The following is a 19073-nucleotide window of genomic DNA, read 5'->3' on the forward strand; positions in this document are numbered from 1 at the left end:
GAAGTCTACCGTGAAAATTGTCAAAATTGATCACTGAGCAAACTTCATTATTCGAGTGTATATACCTTTTCCAGTGCTTCTATTGCTGATTCAGCTTTATTTTCTTTGACCCAAAACAATAATTGCTCATAAAATGAATGATTTTGTAGTTCAAATGAGATTGGATTACTGAATCCTTCGAGTAGATGCCAAATTTTTATGAGTAGTCGATTGCCCGTTGCTTTAAACAACTCTGTAAACAGAAATGTATGTAGCTTCTCTTTCGGCAATTCGACGATTACTGATAATAATTTCTTGTAAAAATCCATTGAAATTTGCCCACTAAGATTAGATAGCACTTGAGATTCGAGTAATAATTTCAATTGAAGTACTTCTTTTTGGGATCTCGTTTCTTGCAGAATAAATGTCGACAAGATTTCAACCGAATAATAAGGTTGATAGGAACGAAGAAAGGTTCCTTCCCCATGTCGTGTTTCTATCAAACCTAAAAGCTCAATCGCTCGTAAAGCTTCACGGACAGAAGAACGCCCAGCGTTTAACTGTTCAGCCAATTCCCTTTCAGAAGGGAGTCGATCACCATCTTGCAATTGATGATCGACAATATAATTGCGTATCTCTTCCAACACTTCTTGATATACTTTCGATTTTGTGTCTTTTGTCATAAAAGGCACCTCAATCTTCTGCCCATTTATTTTTCATTAATCATCGTAAGTTCTTCTGTGCGTTTGCGTATCTCTTCTGGATCAACTTCAATTCGTGCAACGCCTGATTCCATAGCCGCTTTCGCAACAGCTGCTGCTACAGCAGGTGCTACACGCTTGTCAAATGGATCTGGGATCACATAATCTGGTGAAAGTTTATCTTCCGAAACCAATTCTGCAATCGCATGAGCAGCAGCAATCTTCATCCGCTCATTAATTCGCGTTGCTCGTACATCCAATGCTCCTCGGAAAATTCCAGGGAAGGCCAGTACGTTATTCACTTGGTTAGGAAAATCAGAACGGCCTGTGCCAATCACTTTGGCGCCCGCTTCTTTCGCTTCTTCAGGTATAATTTCCGGATCTGGATTAGCCATCGCAAAGATTGTCGGGTCATCGTTCATGCTCTCTACCATTTCTTTTGTCAATGCACCGCCGACAGATACGCCGATAAATACATCTGTATTTTGAATAACTTCTTCCAACGTTCCTTCAATATTATCTTTGTTCGTCATTTTCGCGACTTCATCTTTCACTTCGTTCATTCCGTAAGGTCGACCTTCATAGATGGCTCCTCTAGAATCACACATAATAATATCACGGACGCCAACACTAAATAATAGTTTTATAATAGCAATACCTGCAGCCCCTGCTCCGTTAATCACTACTTTAGAATTTGAGAACGTTTTTCCGGAAATTTTCAATGCGTTAATCATTCCTGCGACAGTAACGATTGCTGTTCCATGCTGATCGTCATGAAAGATAGGAATGCTCGTTTCTTTTTTTAATCGATCTTCAATGACAAAGCAATTTGGCGCAGCAATATCTTCAAGGTTTACACCACCAAATGTCGGCTCCATTAATTTTACTGTATTCACGATTTCATCAACATCATTCGTGTTCAACGAAATAGGAAAAGAATCGACACCAGCAAAACTCTTAAAGAGGGTTGACTTTCCTTCCATAACAGGCAAAGCAGCTTCAGGACCAATATTTCCGAGTCCTAAAACAGCAGACCCATCTGTCACGACCGCAACCATATTCCCTTTCATTGTATAATCATAGACAGCTTCTTTATTATCATAAATTACTTTACAAGGCTCAGCGACTCCTGGTGAGTAAGCAAGACTAAGATCTCTTGCATTACGGATCGGTATTTTTGAGTTTGTCGTTAATTTTCCTTGGTTTACTTTATGAATGTGAAGTGCTTCCTCACGTAAATCTGCCACTTGTACCACCCCTTCATAAAAACGTTGAAACAGATAAATTGGTCTGACCATTAACCTAATTAATTATAACAAACCATATACACATGTAAAGAAATTAAGCTAAACAGTATAGCAAAAAATGATACATATTTAATGAAAAATGATCTGCAAACATCGCAATCCATCACTAAAAATCAAGGCGTTATGTACTTACATAACTCTATAATCTATTAATATATGTGGTCTTAAAAAAAGATAATTATCTATAAAAAAGGCGTTATTAAAATCCATTGTTGAATGGTGATCCGCTATCGGCGGACGCTTTTACCCACAGGGCATAAGGCGACATCTGCGATAAATCGCAGTGTCTTCTATACCGCGGGCACGGCTCAAGCCTCCTCGGCCAAAGACCATGGCCTGCGGTGTCTTGAGCCTCGTGCTATTCCGACGCCTAGGACGGCTAGTGTCAACGTTGGCCACAGGACGTGGCCGTTCTTAGTTGACCCGCTGGAGTCGCCACCTTCGCTTCTCACAATCAACAACCTAGTACTACATTATTAGAAAATCAACACTGAGCTTTAACATAGCCATAAAAAAACCAGATTTATTAGCCTCTAGGTTGTTTCCCGTTTGTGAAGCAAATAAATCTGGTTGTGGTTTAAATTTTAACGTTTTCTTTTTTGAATGACGACATTGTCTTTACCGAATACCTCTCCAAGATAATGAATGGATTCTTCACTTAACTTTAGATCATACTGCACGGAAAGCTTGTATGATTTTTTCTCATTCGCCAAATAAAGAACGACAGGTGCCGTACCCGGATACATCTCGCTAATTTTTCTGATCATTTGTAAGTAATCTTTTTCTTTTTCGAAAATACGAATGAAAACAAGTTGTGAACTATCTTTAGGTAGTTGTTGAAGGTCTATTTCTTTAACGTTTTGGATAATGAGTTGTTTTTCATTATTCCGTTCGTCCGTCCGCCCCTCAATTTCCACAATCATTCCTTCAGCAATGTTTCTACCTACTTCACGATAAACTTGCGGAAAAATAACGCCATCGATTGCTTCCGTTTCATCCTGCATTTGAATGAAAGCCATCTGTTCTCCGCGTTTTGTGCGAATCTGTTTAATCTCATCAACTGAAGCGACTGTTTTCGTCTGTTTTTTCACTGGTAACCTCCGCACCTGTTGGATCGTAGCAAGTCCTCGTTTCAGTAAACTTCTTCGAACACTCTTTAAGGGGTGATCGCTTAATGTGAATCCAAGCACTTCTTTCTCCATGCTAATCTCTTTTAACGTCGAGAATGGCTCTGCTGGCGTGTATTCAATATCCATCTGGAACAAATCTTCATTCCAGTTCATTTGTTCATTGAAATTAGAAAAAAGTTCGCCTTGCTCCATCGCCTGAACGGTTGAAGCGAGTAGTTGGGCACGATTGCGATTCGAATAATCAAATGCACCGACAATGATGAGTGATTCAATTGCCGTCTGCGTAATGACATTCAAGTGTACCCTTCTCGTAAAATCAAATAAGTCCTTGAACGGTTGTTGCTTACGTGCTTCTAAAACTTCCATCAATGCTTGTCGGCCAAATCCTTTGATACCGAGTAAACCGAAACGAACTGTATTCGGTTCTTCTACGGTAAACTTGCCAAAACTTTTATTAATCGAAGGCGGTAACACATTCAAACCGACTTGTTTCGCTTCTTTTATATATTTCTCAAGCTTTGTTGAATCATGAATGACTGAGCTTAATAACTCTGCGTAAAAATAAGCTGGGTAATTCGCTTTAAAATAAGCTGTTTGATAAGAAATCATTGAATATGCTACAGCGTGACTTTTATTAAATCCATAGTCAGCAAATCGCTCAATCCATGAGAAGATTTCTTTTGCTACTGTTGATTCATAGCCGTTTGCTTCAGCTCCTTGCATAAACAAATCTTTCATTTTTTCGATGGAAGCTGGATCTTTTTTGCTGATGGCTCGTCGTAAAATATCTGCTTGTCCGTAAGAAAAACCCGCAACCCGGCTAACGACCTGCATAATTTGTTCTTGATAAATCAGTACCCCGTTCGTTTCTTGTAAAATGCCCTTTAAATCTTCGTGTATATACGAAACTGGTTCTTGACCATTTTTACGCTTGGCGTACGTTTCAATGAATTGTATCGGACCTGGGCGAAACAACGCGTTAACGGCTACGATATCTTCTAATCGGTTCGGTTTGATTTGTCGGAGTGCTGATTTCATTCCGCTCGACTCAAGCTGAAACACGCCGGTCGTATGCCCTGCCCGCAATAATTGGAATGTTTTTGCATCATTCATCGGCAGTTTTTCTAAAATTATCGATTTGCCTTCTTTCTCTCGGATTTGTCGAATCATCCGTTCGAGCAATGATAAATTCCGTAAACCGAGAAAATCAATTTTCAACAAACCGATTGCTTCGAGGTCTTGCATCGGAAATTGAGTTAAATAGACGCCATCCTGTCCCTCGATCACCGGAACCGTCTCTGTGAGATAGCGATCACTAATCACTACACCAGCCGCATGGGTCGAATGGTGACGAGGCAAGCCTTCGATGACGAATGCAGCTTGGAACATTTGAATCAATTGTTGAGATTCTTGAATGTAATTCCGATATGTTTCATTTTCTTGGACAATTTTTTTTAATGACGTTGACTGCTTCGGTAAATGCTTCAGTAACCAATTCATTTGTTCATCGTTTATGTGGAATACCTTTGCAAGTTCACGAATAATCGAGCGAGACTGGAATGTTCCAAATGTAATAATTTGAGCAACCCGATGTTGTCCATATTTATTTTTGACATATTGAATCATTTCTTCTCTACGATAATCCGAAAAGTCAATATCGATATCAGGCATCGATCGACGCTCTGGATTCAAAAAACGTTCAAACAGCAAGTCATATGCCAATGGATTGACCTTTGTGATGCCAAGCAAATAAGCAACAAGGGAGCCTGCCGCAGAACCTCTTCCTGGACCAGTCAGTATGTTTTCTTTATGAGCGTACCGCATGAAATCCCAAACGATTAAGAAATAATCAGCAAAATCCATTTGGCCGATAATCGTCAACTCTTCGTCAAGTCGTTCCTTTGCGCGCTCCATCTCGTTTTCTGCACATTTAACTGGTAATTGTTTTTCACAAAGCTCACGTAAATAATCAATCGACTTTTCACTTTCATTTATAGAAAAATGAGGCAAATCAAACCATTGATCTGGAAACTGAACGTGACACTCATTCGCAATGTTCATCGTACGTTCAATCGCTTCAGGGTATTTATTCACGAATTCAGTCGGTAATTGTTCACCGGTGACGAAATGGTGAGCGCCTGTGTTCTTTTGACGAACAGAAGATAAAGAGGCCTGTTTCCTCATTGCCAATAACGCCTCATAGCCAATTTTGTCACGCTCTTTTAAATACCTAACATCCACAGTAGCAATGATTCGATCAGCGTATTGTTGGGCCAGCTGTTCTACCCATTGATTCAACCGTTCATTTTCAATGTAAGGTTGGACAGACACATACCAATCATTCAATTTCGAATCAATCGATTGAAAGATCGTTTGGATTGTTTGATCATCTTCCAAAAATACGAGGTCCTCAATAAATGTGTTATAAACGGACAGCACACAAATTACATGGCTACATCCCGATAGATCTGCTAATTGAATCGATTCATTTTTCGCCATTTTCTTGTTAGATAATTGAACGAGTTCCTCATACCCGCTTCTATTTTTGGCCAATAAAACAAACCGGAGTGGTCGATATTCTGATTCCATATACACATCAGCTGTCATGCCGATAATCGGTTTCACACCATACCGAAGGCACAGGTCATAAAACCGATACGCCCCAAATAACACCTCATGATCTGTTAAAGCCAAAGAATGCATGCCGGCTTCCTTTGCTTCACTTACTAATGATTCAAGTTCGATTGTACTTTCCATTAACGAAAAACTACTATGTATTTGTAAGTGGACAAAATCCATCGGAATCACACCTTCTAAGTCTTTTCCATTCGTTCAATCTCTTCTGTTTATCTATGTATAAAAAAATTGCCATTCTTATCTATTATAGCTGAGCTATGAATATCTTGAAAACTCAACATATCAAATTCATTCAATTCATAGAATGTAAATAGGACATGTCATGCATTGAGAGGAAGTCAACGAATGGAAGAACGATTTATTTTTGCGATGATTAAATGCTTTTTCATTTCTTTTGGCGTACTCACAGGTGGAGCACTTTTTGGTAGTCTTAGTGCTTATTTAACAGGGGAACCACCGATTTCTGAGTTGATACTTGCCGCAAAACGTCTACGGATTTGGGCCATTGTCGCTGCGATTGGCGGAACTTTCGATGCAATTTCCACATTTGAAAAAGGAATATTTGAGGCATCAACCATTGATCTGATTAAACAAATCTTATTAATTATAGCAGCTATGGGAGGCGTTAAATCTTCTCTCATGCTTATTTCTTGGATTACACAAAGTGATTTTTAATTTAGTGAACTAATTCACTGATTGGACGAAAGCATATGCACATACCGCCTTATTACAAAAAAAGAACATGGCAAAGCTTTTTTCTCGGTGTTTTGGCTGGCGTCATTATCGGTTACTTATTCTTTTTATTTGTTTATGGGAAACATACCGAACGTTGGATTGAAGAAAATATGGAAATCCGTACCGAATTAAAGCAAGTCAAGCAAGAAAATGATTTATTGAAGCAGGATAAAGAAAATTTAAATGAAGAACATGAAGAAAAATTAACGATTCAATCGTTTGAGATAAATTTATCCAATGCCAAAGATCTTGAACTTGATCGGTTTACGGAATATGAATTAATCGAAAAAATTGAAGACGAACTCAACCCGGTCATCGGCAGAAATATCGCTTCTGTTTCGGAGCAAAGAGACTTGCTCATTCGTACGATTGAGAATCAAACATATCATGTCAGGGATATCAATTATTCAGTGAAGATCTCTCATTTGACTGTCGCTCCGATTCTAGTGGTTACTGTCGAGGTCACAGTGGAAACTGGCGGAGCAACCCTTTGAATAATTCACAAAACGTCCATAAAAATGTGTCCATTTTTAGAAAATTTTATTTTCAATAATTAGGAACTAAATGAATGGGATAAAATATAATTGTAAGAGAATAGATTTCTTTTGCGAAGGAGTGGTAATGATGAAAGTAATTCACACACAACGAATCGCCAACGACAAAATCGCTTTATTGATGAACGGATATTCGGCTTTCGCTGAATCAGAAGAGGTCATCCGTCTCGTCAACCGAAGAATTCATCGTAATAATTTAAACATAATCGTAGAACGTACCAATGTAGGATGCTGGTTCATTCCGGAACAATTGAACAAAGCACAATAATCTCACAGAGTAAATTGCTCTAAACAGAGACCATTCTTACTTAAATCATTGATTTTCCCGATATGTAAATGGGAAACTGGTCGAATGAACGACCAGTTTTTTGTTTGTTTATTGTTCTATATTAGAATATGCTAAATAATCTTCACAAACCCGATCTAACTCTTTGACTAATAAGTCAGCTTCATTCCACGTATATACCTTTGCGCCAGATGCCATTGGGTGCCCACCACCATTATATCTCGAAGCCAATTCGTTGATGACAGGACCTTTCGAACGTAATCTCACGCGAATCACATCATCTTCTTCGATAAAGAAAACCCATGCAATCACTTCTTGAATGTCACCGGCAATACCAACAAATGAGTGTGTTTCTTCACTCGTTACCCCATACTCGGCCAACAATGATTTTGACAACCGAAAAACAGCCGCCCCACTTGTTCTTGGCTCCATTTGTTGAAGTAAGTGGCCTTTCAAACGAGCGATTTTCAGTGGAACTTGGTACATGCTATCATATAACGAAGCACGGTCGAAATCATATTTTACTAATTCTCTCGCCGCTTCAAACGTTCGATTCGTTGAACTTGGGAATAAAAATCGCCCTGTATCCCCTACAATGCCTGCATATAATAGCCTTGCCGCTTCCCGGTTCAATTGGAATCCACGTTCTTTTCCAGCAACATAGAGCTCATAAATCATCTCACTCGTCGATGATGCTGACGGGTCTACCCACATATAATCACCATACGGCTCACGATTTGGGTGGTGATCAATTTTAACGACGACTTCTCCTAAAGAATAACGTTGATCGCTGATCCGCTCTTCATTCGCCGTATCACATACAATGACCAATGCACCATCGTACTCTTTATCTGAGAAATCATCTAAGCGAGCGAGATAGTTCAGCGACATCTCTTCTTCCCCAGCAAGCAATACTTTTTTGTCTGGAAACGATTGTCGAATGATTTCTCCCAAACCTGCTTGTGATCCGTAAGCGTCCGGGTCTGGGCGTTCGTGTCGGTGGATAATAATTTTGTTATATTTTTCAATGAGCTCAATAATTTGTTCTGTCATCAAATGCACCCCTTTACTTAAAAATCGTGTTCTTTCAATTTTTCGCCATACCTTTGTCGTTTCGGTGGCTAGAATTTTTATTAGACAATCTGTACAATAAAAGAAGTTATCATTCTAGGAGGAGTTTTCATGCCCATATTTATTACACTGATTGTCGTTTCTTTTGTTCTATATATTTATTTCAAAGTAAAGATTATCAGCCAAAAAGACCCACTAACGATGCGATTCACGAATGCAAAAGCACGAATTGCATTAGGGGTTTTTATCGCTACATTCGGAGCGAACCAATATGTTTACTATCAAACTCAATTGGCGCTTTTCGTTTGCTTGCTGTTTATTGTTCTAGGCGTTATTCAAATCGTTTATGGTTATCGGTTATATAAACATTACCGCAGTGAAATCATTCGTCTTAGCGACTGATCCTAACGGTCAATGAATTGCACCATAACCATCGCTTTTCCGGCTAGTCCTAAATCAGATGAAATTTGAACGTCAACCTTGGCAAATTTTCGACCAGACTCAAGAATTTCAGTCGTAACAATTAAACGGTTCCCTAACTGAGCAGGCTTCATGTAATAAATCGATAAATTTTCGATGACCATGTCGCCTGTTTTGTTTCTTTTTAAAACTTGATTGCAAGCCTCTGCGACAAACGAAGCAAATACGCCATGTGATAAGGTACCAAGATTGTTCGTTAATTGCGGCGTTACCTCTGCTTCAAACAATTGCTTCTCTTCATCGTAAATCAATTCTTTTTGAACAATATCATCAATTGTTTCACCGATTTGTGGTTGGCGTTGAAAATTTTGCAATCCTTTAATGACATCTTGACGAGTGATTACTCCTAAAAACACATCACTCTCATCCACAACAGGTAATAATTCAATTCCTTCCCAGACCATCGTATGTGCCGCATTTGCTAAAGAAGTCATTGCTTTAACTGTAATCGGGTTTTTGGTCATTACTTTATCAACTTTCATGTCCTCGTTTTTACCAATGACATCTTTTGATGTTAATATACCGACCACTCGATTGTTGTCATCCAAAACCGGATAACGACTATGTTTACTTTCTTCATTTAGCTCATGCCATCTTTTAACCAAATCACCGCTTCTTATGTTCACAGAATGATCAATAGGCGTATAAAGATCATCGACTAACGTAACCTCTTTTTTGATTAATTGGTCGTAGATCGCCCTGTTGATCATCGTTGCCACAGTAAAGGTATCATATGTACAAGAGATGACCGGCAGTTCATATTCATCAGCTAGTGCTTTCACATAATCGCTCGTATCAAAGCCACCGGTAATTAAAATTGCCGCGCCTTCACTGAGTGCTTTTTCTTGAGCTTTTACACGGTTTCCGACAATAAGCAATGATCCTTTTTCGGTATAACGCATCATCGCTTCCAATTGCATGGCACCGATCACAAACTTACTCAATGTTTTATGTAAGCCCGCTCTTCCGCCAAGTACGTGACCATCTACAATATTGACGATTTCAGCGAATGTCAGCTTTTCGAAGTTTTCTTTTTTCTTCTTCTCAATGCGGATCGTTCCCACTCGCTCAATTGTGCTAACGAATCCGGTATTTTCCGCTTCTTTAATTGCCCGATATGCTGTTCCTTCACTTACATGCAACTCCTTAGCAATCAACCGTACGGAAATTTTCGTCCCAACCGGTAGTTCTTCAATGTATTTTAAAATTTGTTCGTGCTTTGTCAGCATTTTTTTCACCCGATTCAAATGATAAATTCTTGTTCTTATTATACCCCTAATAGGTCATGCGGTTCAATTTTTCGTGTTAAACGAATTTTTTCTGATTGATGAATTGATTCTGGATGTAAAAACCCGTTAAACACTTTCGATACGTTTGAACTTCTGCATCTATTTCAAAAAACCTTTTTATATTCGACCGCAAGAAAATATGCGAGCGCCGTTCGGGCGTATAGAACGCTTCTATTCGACCGAAAGAAAATATACGAGCGTCATTCGGGCGTATAGAACGCTTCTATTCGACCGAAAGAAAATATACGAGCGTCATTCGGGCGTATAGAACGCTTCTATTCGACCGAAGAAAAATTTATGAGCACCGTTCGGGCGTATAGAGCCCGCCTATTCGACCGTAGTAAAAAATATGCCCGCCAGTCGGGGGTATAGAGCACGACCATTAGAAAGAGCACATAGTCATCGAAACGAAATAAATGGAAAAGCCACGAGGCAAACCTCGTGGCGTCTATCGCATCTATTTTATAACTCTACCATGTCTCCAGCTTTCATCACTTTCCCTACTCCTTTGCCTAACTTCTCAACAAAGACATTAGGATCTTGTTCAATAACTGGGAATGTATCGTAGTGAATTGGAACGACTTGTTTCGCTTGAATCCATTCTGAAGCCAATTTCGCATCTTCTGGCCCCATTGTGAAGTTGTCTCCAATTGGTACAAAAGCTAAATCAATGTCATGCATTTCTCCATACATTTTCAGATCCGTAAATAATGCAGTATCACCTAAATGGTAAATGGTCTTGCCATCAATGGTGAGAATAATTCCAGCTGGCATGCCTGTATAAACAATCGTACCGTCTTCTTCTGTATAGCTAGATCCATGGAACGCTTGTGTTAGCTTAACCGTTCCGAAGTCAAATTCATGTGATCCACCGATATGCATTGGGTGAGTGTTTAATCCTTTATCACCTAAATAATTGGCCAATTCAAATGGTGCAACGACGAGGGAGTCATTGTTTTTGGCGATTTCTTCTGTATCCCCAACATGGTCATTGTGGCCATGTGTCAGCAAAATAACGTCTGCTTTCACACTTTCCAATTTTAAATCGCAGTTTTCATTCCCTGTGATGAAAGGATCAATTAAAATTGTTTTCCCATTTGCTTCAACTTTTACAACAGAATGTGCGTGATAAGATACTTTCATGAAAAGACCTCCTTTAAATAATTCCATACATCAAGGGTTCTAGACTGTTTCTTATTTTCCCTTTTTACGATAGGATAACACATAAGAACAAAAATTCAGAGGTGATGAAATGAAACGGATTGAACAACTGACAAAAGAATTAAAGAAAAAACAAATGGACGCTGTCTTTATGACTTCCAAGGCAAATTTGTATTATTACACAAATATTTACGCAGAAGCCCATGAGCGTTTACTTGCTTTGTATGTAGATATTCACGGAAATATCTTATTGATTTGCCCTTCACTTGAGAAAGAAGATGTGAAAAATGCTGGTTTTACAGAGGATGTCATCTATTATGGTGATCACGAAAATCCGTGGGAACTATTGAAACAAAAACTCTCGGGAGCAAGTGGTATTAACCGTCTAGCGATCGAAAAAGAAGTATTAAATGTGAATCGATTTGAGCAGTTGAAAAAAGTTTTTCATACAGCTGAATTAGTCGATGGACAAGCAATCTTAAATAATATCCGTTTAATTAAGGACGACCAAGAATACCGTTATTTAAAAGAAGCCGCTGAATATGCCGACTTTGCGATTGAAACGGCAACAAAGCATATTGCGGTCGGACAAACTGAGCTTTCACTTATTGCAGAGATTGAGTATGCGCTCAAAAAAGAAGGCATTCGGGAAATGTCTTTCGGTACGACTGTTTTGACAGGTGAAAAATCGGCAGCACCACATGGAAATCCGGATTTAACAAAGATGAAATCGGGCGACTTTGTGTTAATGGATTTAGGTGTTGTCCATAAAGGTTATTGCTCAGATATAACTCGAACAGTTGCTATTGGTGAAGTATCCGATCAACAAAAAGAGATTTATCAAACCGTATTAAACGCACAAAAGAAAGCGCTAGAAGTTAGCCAAATTGGAGTTCCTCTCGGTAAAATTGACCGTGCTGCACGTGAGGTGATTGAAGCAGCCGGATATGGTGAATATTTTATGCACCGGATCGGACATGGGTTAGGTATTGAAGTGCATGAATTCCCATCACTCGCTTCGAATAATGAATCCCTCCTTCAACAAGGTATGTGTTACACAATTGAACCGGGAATTTATTTACCGGGTGTTGGTGGAGTTCGTATTGAGGATGATGTTTTTGTCACAGAACGAGGCGCAGAGACGTTAACCACATTCACAAAAGAACTTATCCAACTTTAACCGTGCGATTAAAAAGCTGTCCATCGTCACGAATCAACGATGGACAGCTTCTATTATTTTTATTTTGTTGCTAACAACTCATTGACATCTTTAAAGTCCAATTGATGTGCTTCTGCAACTGCTTCAAATGTGCAATAGCCATCCAATGTATTAATTCCTTTACGTAACGTCTCATTTTCTTCACACGCTTTTTTATATCCTTTATTCGCGATTTGTAAAGCGTATGGAACCGTAACGTTTGTGAGACCAATGGTTGAAGTACGTGGCACAGCACCAGGCATGTTCGCTACAGCATAATGAACAACACCATGTTTTTCATACGTTGGATTATCATGTGTCGTCACCCGATCGATGGTTTCAAAAATTCCACCTTGGTCAACAGCGACATCAACAATGACAGAGCCCGGTGACATTTTCTTCACCATTGCTTCTGTTACTAATGTCGGCGCTTTAGCACCTGGAATCAAAACAGCTCCGATGACTAAATCTGAATTTGCTACCGCATGCTCAATGTTTAAAGGATTCGACATAACGGTATTCACTTGGTTGCCGAACAAGTCATCCAGCTCACGAAGTCTTGCAGCATTCACATCCATCATCGTTACATTTGCACCTAAACCGACTGCAATTTTCGCAGCTCCCGTTCCGACACCGCCGCCACCAATGACAGTGACATTCCCTGGTACAACCCCTGGAATTCCGCCTAAGAGAACGCCTTTACCACCTTTTGTTTTTTCCAAAAACTGTGCACCGATTTGTGAGGCCATACGACCAGCAACCTCGCTCATCGGTGTCAGTAGCGGCAATGCGCCATTCGGTAATTGAACCGTCTCGTAAGCGATACCAACTACTTTCCGGTCGATCAGAGCTTTCGTTACTTCTGGCTCATTCGCCAAATGAAGGAATGTTAGAAGAATTTGTCCTTCATAAAAATAATCGAATTCTTCTTCTAATGGTTCTTTTACTTTCATGACCATCTCTTGTCCCCAAGCTTCTTTCGCGGTTGAAACAATCGTAGCTCCCGCTTCAGCATATTGGTCATCGGTAAAATTCGAACCCTCACCCGCATTCGTTTCTACATAAACCTCATGTCCTTGTTCTACAAAAGACACAACGCCAGCTGGTGTCAAAGCGACGCGGTTTTCATTATTTTTAATTTCTCTGGGTACACCAATTCTCATACCCCACCCCTCCTAGCAAATAGATATGTATCTCATTCAAATATATCATTAGCTTTCTAAAATGTGAAACTATTTTGTTAAATGACGGTGAATAACATCTAACCCTCCGGTTACTTCAATGACAGAGCCTGTAATCATGTCGGAATCATCCTCACACAAAAAACCGACCGTTCGTGCAATATCTTCTCCTGTTCCAGGTCGACCGATTGGTGTTTCGGTTTCAGCGACTTGGCGACTTTCTTCAATCGGACTTTCTTTCATCTCACCGGTAATATTGCCTGGAGCGACCATATTCGCAGTAATCCCATATTCTGCTTCTTCTAATGCAACTGTTTTCATCAATGAAGCCGTTCCCACTTTTGCTGCAGCAAACGCTGAGCGATAAATCCAACCTGGCGTATTGTTCACGCCTTGGAAACCTAAAAATACAACACGTCCAAATTGTTGACTACGCATCAATGGAATAATTTTTTTCAAAAAGTAAAATGAAACATCCAAATTCCCATTGACCATTTGATTCCATTCTTCTTCTTCATAGTCGACTAATTTTTTTCGTTCAAAAATGTAAGGTCCTGCATTACTCACAAAGCAATCAATCCGGCCGAAGCGATTCACTGCTTGGTCAACGACCTCATCGATTTGTTTTTTATTCGTAACATCTAATTGCAACACTTGCAGTCGGTCTTGTTTATCTTTGTAAATCTCGACTAATTGGTCTGCCCGTTCCTTATCTGAACGGTACGTTGCCGTAACACTATAACCCTTTTTCAAAAAATAATCGGTCATCATTTTTCCTAGACCTTTTGAACCTGCAGTAATTAACACATGTCGCACTATTATTCACCTCATATAACTACATTTACATATCTTTCATTTTAACACGAACAATACATATAAAAGCAATGATCGTCCTATACGCATTGCGTTTCATTTTGATTCAAATAATGATATAATAAATATAGAATGAAAATTCGTTGGAGGTGTTCACATGGCAATGAAGTATCATAAGATTCTTGTCGCGGTCGACGGTTCTAAAACGTCTGAATTAGCATTTAAAAAAGCGGTTGAGATTGCCAAACGGAATGATGCCAAGTTATTTATTACCCACGTAATTGATACAAGAGCTTACTCTTCTATTGAAGCTTATGATCAAGGAATTTCACAACGAATTCAAAATGATGGATTGCAATTGGTCAATAATTATAAGGAACGTGCAGAGAAAGCTGACTGCCAGCATGTCGAAACCATTCTCGAAAGCGGTTCACCAAAAGTAAAAATCCCAAAAGAAATTGCACCTAAAAACAATGTTGATCTCATCATTTGTGGGGCAACAGGGTTAAACACCGTTGAACGTTTCTTCATTGGAAGCGTCTCTGAACATATTACACGCTTCGCAACGATGGATGTGCTTGTCGTTCGCTCATCTGTCGACAATGAAGAATAATGAAAAATGGCCTAAATGAGATTTACTTCTCATTAGGCCTTTTTTTGTTGATTCATCACTGCGATTGACGATCTTGAATCAATCGATACTGATAGAATCGTTTCGCAAAATCGGTCAATTGTTTCGCTAACTTGTAATTATAAGCAGCACCTATTCCTACGCTGACAAGCGGAATTCCTTGGAATAGTTTCTTGCGGAAACCGACAATGAAAAGTGTTTTAAAGAGCTGACGAATCGGTTGGTTCAACCAAGTTTCGTCCGTCAGTAAGTCTTTGTTCTTCATAACGGATTCCAGCTCTTTCACTTGCTCTTTCAAATCTTCCCACGCTGCGCCTTGCAAACGTTTTGGTAATGAACCGGCATGAAAAACTTTCAATGCAATTAACATTTCAATCGGATTGTTCAAATTATAACCAAATGAAGACCCAATCAGTTGGATGCTGCGCAAGTTCAGCGCTACAATTAACGGCAAATCAGCAGCCAACAGTAGAAAACCACCCGCACCAGTAATGCCACCTTGTGCAAAGCTATATACGCGATTTTTCGCTACTTGCTGATCGGCTAAATAGGTCAGCTTCTCAATTGACAGCTCCTGCAAGTCTTCAATTCGCTCTATGTTTTCGTCATACGTACGGGCAATTTGCAAAATTCGTTGTGTCGCCTCAGTTTGACTATTCGTATTTTGCAAGAAAGTATACGTAAATAAAAACCATTGATCAATCGATTCAAAGAAACTTTTCTTTATTGATTCTGGAAACTTAGAGAAGTATTGTATCATCCATTCATCATACAGTTTCTCAAAATCATTGAGTTCATAACTGGACATCTCATTTACCCAACGGTCAATCTCACGTAAGACTCGTTCTTCTCCCATTTAATCACTCCCGATTTCGGTTTCATCTCTTCTATCGATCATTCGCAAACCATTCATTGATTTGATCAATCGTACGATTCATACCTTGTGCATCTTTGAAAGATGGTAGCTGGGCCAACATAAATTTTCTCGGCTTCTTCGCATCATTCCCTTTCTTTTGCAAAATCAAAATACTTTTTCCTTGCTTTTCTTCTTTAAATAAAGATGGAGGTAGTTCCAATACCCCATTAATGTACGCTTCTTCAGCGAGAAATTGATTTAGCTTTTTATCTTTATCCATTTCAAACAAGAAGTTTGGAATAAGAAAAAATAAATAGCCACCAGGTTTCGTATAGGTTAAACTTTGTTCGATAAATAAATGATGTGCAAACGAGTGGCCTTCTTCAGCTTTCAGTTGAAAGCCTTGGGCATTCTCGTCATCCGGATAATAACCAACAGGCAAATCAGACAAGACAACATCAACCGGCTCCAATAGAATTGGTTTTAAGCTATCTTGATGGAAATATTCAATTTCTCTTTCCTGCAAATTCGTATGATTATATGCCAAACGCATCAACGTTGGATCGACTTCACTTCCGAACGCTTCTACTTGCTTATTTTTCAGTTGATTCAATACAGCTAATAGAAAGTTTGCTGTTCCAACTGCCGGGTCAAACATACGGAATTCGGATTTACCATCCATAAACTTTTCGATTAAATAGCCCATCAATATTCCAATTGTATCCGGTGTTACATAATGGTGTTGTTGCGTTGCACCTTTCATCCCTTTCAAGATTGCAATCTGCATCGCTTTGCGTCGTTCTTCCATAGAAAAATCTTGTAGATCGATACTATTCAATTGATTGACTAAACTTTCTTCATATGTAGACTTCATATTTTCTGGCAATTGAGGGTCGAATAAAAGTCCGCTGGAAGCAATTAATGCTTCTAAATAAGGAACAGACTCTTCACTCTCAATTATTTTTGTCGTTTGATCGATCCAATCGAATAGTCGCTCCACACGTTCCATTTGTTCTGCCATGTTCATTCCTCCGCTTCAAACAATCTCTGTTTATTTTAGCAGAGAAACAAGGTCTTTTCCTAATCATAAGCAGTTTAGTCATCACATTGGGGGCGAACCACCGCTAAAACCGCACACGTCCTATGATATGCGAAAAGCGTCCAAGCGATAAAACTATGTGAAGCCGCCGATAAATTGAGAAGAGCCGCCAATAAATCTAGATAACCCGCCGATAAACCGAGCGAACCCGCCGATAAACCGAGCGAACCCGCCGATAAACCGAGCAAACCCGTCGATAAATTGAGCGAACCCGCCGATAAACCGAGCAAACCCGTCGATAAACCGAGCAAACCCGCCGATAAACCGAGCAAACCCGCCGATAAATTGAGCGAACCCGCCGATAAACCCGCCGATAAATTGAGCGAACCCGCCAATAAATCGTAAAAAACCAATAGTGAATTATCAACAACGGACTTTAATAAAGCTTTTCATAAAACACGAGGACGACAATCGTCATCTAACCCATCGTCGTCCCAAGCTCTTTAATATTTAGATTTTCCGATGTTAGGATTGTTCAGGAGCTGAAGGTGGCGGCCCTTGTTGATCCTTGGATTGATGACTGTTCTGGTGTCCACCTTGATTTTGAATAAAGCTTTTTATATAATCAGCAGCCATTGGTGCCAATTCAAGGAGCTTCTCCATTAAATGGGTTTGGTCATTCATATGAACCATTTGAATATCACCAGGCCTAACAATCAGAAATGCAATTGGTGTAATGGACACGCCGCCACCTGCTCCACCTCCGAATGGTAAAGATTGAGACGATGAATCTGAATCACTCGAGCCTGAGGAATTGTCAAACTCACTTCCACCTGAAGCAAAACCGAATCCCACTTTTGAAACAGGTAAAATAATCGTTGTCTTGTCAGGTGTTTCAATCGGATCGCCAATAATCGTATCTACATCGACCATATCTTTAATACTGTCCAACGCTGTTGTCATCAAATCCTGAATCGGATGTTCCTCACTCATATTTGTCCACCTCATTAACAATCGATTTCAATTTTCTTAAGTTACCTATAATGTGACCGAGAGGAGCAAAGAATATGCAAGAGAAGTTCGTTTCGAATTCTGGTTGTTGAAAATTAGGTTCGATATGGATTTCTGGCTTAGCCGAGGATTTTACACATCGATTGACACTATGGAAAAGGGCGTATTTGACCGAATAACCGATCCCATAAAGGATAGCCGTTTCATTTGCGTTTTTTAAACCATATACAGTTTTCCATTTAAACTCATTCATTACCGATGAAGCGGCTATTTCCATTAATTGCTCGTATGCTTTTCGATAATGATCATAATGAAGCGTCTTTTGTTTTTGATAATTGTTCAACCGGATTGCTAATTGGTCCAGCAATTGCTCACCTTGTGGAAGGTTGATCGTCTTTTCGTAATTCGCGAACAACACTGTAATGGTTATGTTGGCAGCTTTTTCATCCTCGGAATAAACGAGTCGTAGAGATATCACAACATGTTTATGTAATAGCCATAAAATAAATAAAAAAAGAATTATCGTGAAAACTCCTAACCCAATCCAAAAACCCATCGGCTTTGCCTCCTCAAATACTTAGGATAATCCAATAGGAAGAAAACTATGCCAGCAAACATAGTCATATCAGTCTCTAACTCACTAAATCTGGCTCATAACAGTAAAAAGCTGTTCCACAGCTTCAATAAATGAAACCGGGAACAGCTTTTAGTCAAACTTTTTTTACTAATTATTTTCCATACATTTGTTGTTGAGCCTGTTGTACAAGACGTTTTGTGATTTCGCCTCCAACAGAACCGTTTGAACGAGATGTTGAATCTGGACCTAGCTGAACACCAAACTCTTGCGCGATTTCAACTTTCATTTGGTCTAGAGCTGCTTGAACTCCAGGTACAACTAATTGGTTTGAGTTTTGGTTTGCCATTCCTATCACCTCCTCGTTACCTATTGTGGTTCAAAGGAGGAAATCAATACTGTGTAAATCATGGAAATAAAGGTATGGATTAGGTATCGTT

Annotated in this window: 20 protein-coding genes; 6 read left to right on the forward strand and 14 right to left on the reverse strand. The window is 39.4% G+C overall.

The genetic code is table 11. The features are described 5' to 3' along the window. Positions 1-47: 47 nt before the first annotated feature. From FPQ13_RS04225 to dnaE, 3 genes are all read right to left on the reverse strand, one after another. On the reverse strand, positions 48-662 hold the full coding sequence (locus FPQ13_RS04225; RefSeq protein WP_144088078.1) for a FadR/GntR family transcriptional regulator: 615 nt from the start codon (positions 660-662) through the stop codon (positions 48-50). Positions 663-688: 26 nt separating this feature from the next. Further along, on the reverse strand, positions 689-1978 hold the full coding sequence (ystJ, locus tag FPQ13_RS04230; RefSeq protein ID WP_144088079.1) for an NADP-dependent malic enzyme: 1290 nt from the start codon (positions 1976-1978) through the stop codon (positions 689-691). A gap of 593 nt (positions 1979-2571) precedes the next feature. After that, positions 2572-5916 carry a DNA polymerase III subunit alpha gene (dnaE, locus tag FPQ13_RS04235; RefSeq protein ID WP_144088080.1) on the reverse strand — a complete coding sequence of 1115 codons (3345 nt, stop codon included), beginning with the start codon at positions 5914-5916 and terminating at the stop codon, positions 2572-2574. Between the two features lie 183 nt (positions 5917-6099). Here dnaE and FPQ13_RS04240 point away from each other — a divergent pair, with 183 nt between their 5' ends. The 3 genes from FPQ13_RS04240 (at position 6100) to FPQ13_RS04250 (ending at position 7311) form a co-directional block, all read left to right on the forward strand. Then, on the forward strand, positions 6100-6429 hold the full coding sequence (locus FPQ13_RS04240) for a YtrH family sporulation protein (protein WP_144088081.1): 330 nt from the start codon (positions 6100-6102) through the stop codon (positions 6427-6429). Between the two features lie 35 nt (positions 6430-6464). Beyond that, complete coding sequence (ytrI, locus tag FPQ13_RS04245; protein ID WP_144088082.1) at positions 6465-6983, forward strand: sporulation membrane protein YtrI; 519 nt, start codon at positions 6465-6467, stop codon at positions 6981-6983. Between the two features lie 130 nt (positions 6984-7113). Beyond that, positions 7114-7311 (forward strand): YtzJ family protein, encoded by a 198-nt coding sequence (locus FPQ13_RS04250; RefSeq protein ID WP_144088083.1) that lies wholly within the window; start codon positions 7114-7116, stop codon positions 7309-7311. 108 nt (positions 7312-7419) lie between these two features. On the opposite strand, the gene FPQ13_RS04255 is transcribed toward FPQ13_RS04250, so the two are convergent. Then, positions 7420-8382, reverse strand: a complete 963-nt coding sequence (locus tag FPQ13_RS04255; RefSeq protein ID WP_144088084.1) for a DHH family phosphoesterase — start codon at positions 8380-8382, stop codon at positions 7420-7422. A gap of 129 nt (positions 8383-8511) precedes the next feature. Between FPQ13_RS04255 and FPQ13_RS04260 the strand changes: the two genes are divergently transcribed. Beyond that, entirely contained in the window at positions 8512-8802 is a 291-nt protein-coding gene (locus tag FPQ13_RS04260) for a YtpI family protein (RefSeq protein ID WP_144088085.1), read from the forward strand. A 2-nt stretch (positions 8803-8804) separates the two neighbouring features. On the opposite strand, the gene FPQ13_RS04265 is transcribed toward FPQ13_RS04260, so the two are convergent. Together FPQ13_RS04265 and FPQ13_RS04270 are read right to left on the reverse strand one after the other, a co-directional pair. Continuing rightward, entirely contained in the window at positions 8805-10109 is a 1305-nt protein-coding gene (locus FPQ13_RS04265; RefSeq protein WP_144088086.1) for a DRTGG domain-containing protein, read from the reverse strand. A gap of 522 nt (positions 10110-10631) precedes the next feature. Then, positions 10632-11312, reverse strand: a complete 681-nt coding sequence (locus FPQ13_RS04270) for a metal-dependent hydrolase (protein WP_144088087.1) — start codon at positions 11310-11312, stop codon at positions 10632-10634. Positions 11313-11421: 109 nt separating this feature from the next. Here FPQ13_RS04270 and FPQ13_RS04275 point away from each other — a divergent pair, with 109 nt between their 5' ends. After that, a complete protein-coding gene (locus FPQ13_RS04275) occupies positions 11422-12510 on the forward strand; it encodes a M24 family metallopeptidase (protein ID WP_144088088.1) in 1089 nt (362 codons plus the stop codon). 59 nt (positions 12511-12569) lie between these two features. On the opposite strand, the gene ald is transcribed toward FPQ13_RS04275, so the two are convergent. Together ald and FPQ13_RS04285 are read right to left on the reverse strand one after the other, a co-directional pair. Next, on the reverse strand, positions 12570-13691 hold the full coding sequence (gene ald, locus FPQ13_RS04280) for an alanine dehydrogenase (protein ID WP_144088089.1): 1122 nt from the start codon (positions 13689-13691) through the stop codon (positions 12570-12572). A 69-nt stretch (positions 13692-13760) separates the two neighbouring features. Beyond that, the gene (locus tag FPQ13_RS04285; protein ID WP_144088090.1) at positions 13761-14531 is read right to left on the reverse strand and encodes an SDR family oxidoreductase; all 771 of its coding nucleotides are present in this window, start codon (positions 14529-14531) and stop codon (positions 13761-13763) included. Positions 14532-14679: 148 nt separating this feature from the next. On the opposite strand from FPQ13_RS04285, the gene FPQ13_RS04290 reads away from it, so the two are divergent. Beyond that, positions 14680-15135 (forward strand): universal stress protein, encoded by a 456-nt coding sequence (locus FPQ13_RS04290; RefSeq protein ID WP_144088091.1) that lies wholly within the window; start codon positions 14680-14682, stop codon positions 15133-15135. A gap of 55 nt (positions 15136-15190) precedes the next feature. Here FPQ13_RS04290 and FPQ13_RS04295 read toward each other — a convergent pair whose 3' ends face one another. The 6 genes from FPQ13_RS04295 to FPQ13_RS04320 form a co-directional block, all read right to left on the reverse strand. Beyond that, on the reverse strand, positions 15191-16009 hold the full coding sequence (locus tag FPQ13_RS04295) for an EcsC family protein (RefSeq protein ID WP_144088092.1): 819 nt from the start codon (positions 16007-16009) through the stop codon (positions 15191-15193). A 31-nt stretch (positions 16010-16040) separates the two neighbouring features. Beyond that, positions 16041-17030, reverse strand: coding sequence for a class I SAM-dependent methyltransferase (locus tag FPQ13_RS04300; protein WP_246065340.1), 990 nt, complete (start codon positions 17028-17030; stop codon positions 16041-16043). A gap of 74 nt (positions 17031-17104) precedes the next feature. Then, on the reverse strand, positions 17105-17461 hold the full coding sequence (locus FPQ13_RS04305; RefSeq protein WP_144088093.1) for a hypothetical protein: 357 nt from the start codon (positions 17459-17461) through the stop codon (positions 17105-17107). A gap of 112 nt (positions 17462-17573) precedes the next feature. Beyond that, complete coding sequence (gene ytfJ, locus FPQ13_RS04310) at positions 17574-18041, reverse strand: GerW family sporulation protein (protein WP_144088094.1); 468 nt, start codon at positions 18039-18041, stop codon at positions 17574-17576. Then, positions 18034-18615 carry a DUF2953 domain-containing protein gene (locus tag FPQ13_RS04315; protein ID WP_144088095.1) on the reverse strand — a complete coding sequence of 194 codons (582 nt, stop codon included), beginning with the start codon at positions 18613-18615 and terminating at the stop codon, positions 18034-18036. The genes ytfJ and FPQ13_RS04315 overlap by 8 nt, the downstream gene beginning before the upstream one ends. Before the next feature lie 172 nt (positions 18616-18787). Beyond that, positions 18788-18982 (reverse strand): alpha/beta-type small acid-soluble spore protein, encoded by a 195-nt coding sequence (locus FPQ13_RS04320; protein ID WP_144088096.1) that lies wholly within the window; start codon positions 18980-18982, stop codon positions 18788-18790. Positions 18983-19073 lie beyond the last annotated feature (91 nt).

The sequence above is a fragment of the Allobacillus salarius genome (assembly GCF_007559425.1).
Classification (GTDB): Bacteria; Bacillota; Bacilli; order Bacillales; family Alkalibacillaceae; genus Allobacillus; species Allobacillus salarius.

Coding starts and splice junctions, on each gene's coding strand:
- ystJ (WP_144088079.1), bottom strand. CDS start 1,978: ATGGTCAGACCAATTTATCTGTTTCAACGTTTTTATGAAGGGGTGGTA.
- FPQ13_RS04250 (WP_144088083.1), top strand. CDS start 7,114: ATGAAAGTAATTCACACACAACGAATCGCCAACGACAAAATCGCTTTA.
- ytfJ (WP_144088094.1), bottom strand. CDS start 18,041: ATGAGTGAGGAACATCCGATTCAGGATTTGATGACAACAGCGTTGGAC.
- FPQ13_RS04240 (WP_144088081.1), top strand. CDS start 6,100: ATGGAAGAACGATTTATTTTTGCGATGATTAAATGCTTTTTCATTTCT.
- FPQ13_RS04290 (WP_144088091.1), top strand. CDS start 14,680: ATGGCAATGAAGTATCATAAGATTCTTGTCGCGGTCGACGGTTCTAAA.
- FPQ13_RS04300 (WP_246065340.1), bottom strand. CDS start 17,030: ATGGCAGAACAAATGGAACGTGTGGAGCGACTATTCGATTGGATCGAT.
- FPQ13_RS04265 (WP_144088086.1), bottom strand. CDS start 10,109: ATGCTGACAAAGCACGAACAAATTTTAAAATACATTGAAGAACTACCG.
- FPQ13_RS04255 (WP_144088084.1), bottom strand. CDS start 8,382: ATGACAGAACAAATTATTGAGCTCATTGAAAAATATAACAAAATTATT.
- ytrI (WP_144088082.1), top strand. CDS start 6,465: ATGCACATACCGCCTTATTACAAAAAAAGAACATGGCAAAGCTTTTTT.
- ald (WP_144088089.1), bottom strand. CDS start 13,691: ATGAGAATTGGTGTACCCAGAGAAATTAAAAATAATGAAAACCGCGTC.
- FPQ13_RS04320 (WP_144088096.1), bottom strand. CDS start 18,982: ATGGCAAACCAAAACTCAAACCAATTAGTTGTACCTGGAGTTCAAGCA.
- FPQ13_RS04270 (WP_144088087.1), bottom strand. CDS start 11,312: ATGAAAGTATCTTATCACGCACATTCTGTTGTAAAAGTTGAAGCAAAT.
- FPQ13_RS04315 (WP_144088095.1), bottom strand. CDS start 18,615: ATGGGTTTTTGGATTGGGTTAGGAGTTTTCACGATAATTCTTTTTTTA.
- FPQ13_RS04295 (WP_144088092.1), bottom strand. CDS start 16,009: ATGGGAGAAGAACGAGTCTTACGTGAGATTGACCGTTGGGTAAATGAG.
- FPQ13_RS04225 (WP_144088078.1), bottom strand. CDS start 662: ATGACAAAAGACACAAAATCGAAAGTATATCAAGAAGTGTTGGAAGAG.
- dnaE (WP_144088080.1), bottom strand. CDS start 5,916: ATGGATTTTGTCCACTTACAAATACATAGTAGTTTTTCGTTAATGGAA.
- FPQ13_RS04275 (WP_144088088.1), top strand. CDS start 11,422: ATGAAACGGATTGAACAACTGACAAAAGAATTAAAGAAAAAACAAATG.
- FPQ13_RS04260 (WP_144088085.1), top strand. CDS start 8,512: ATGCCCATATTTATTACACTGATTGTCGTTTCTTTTGTTCTATATATT.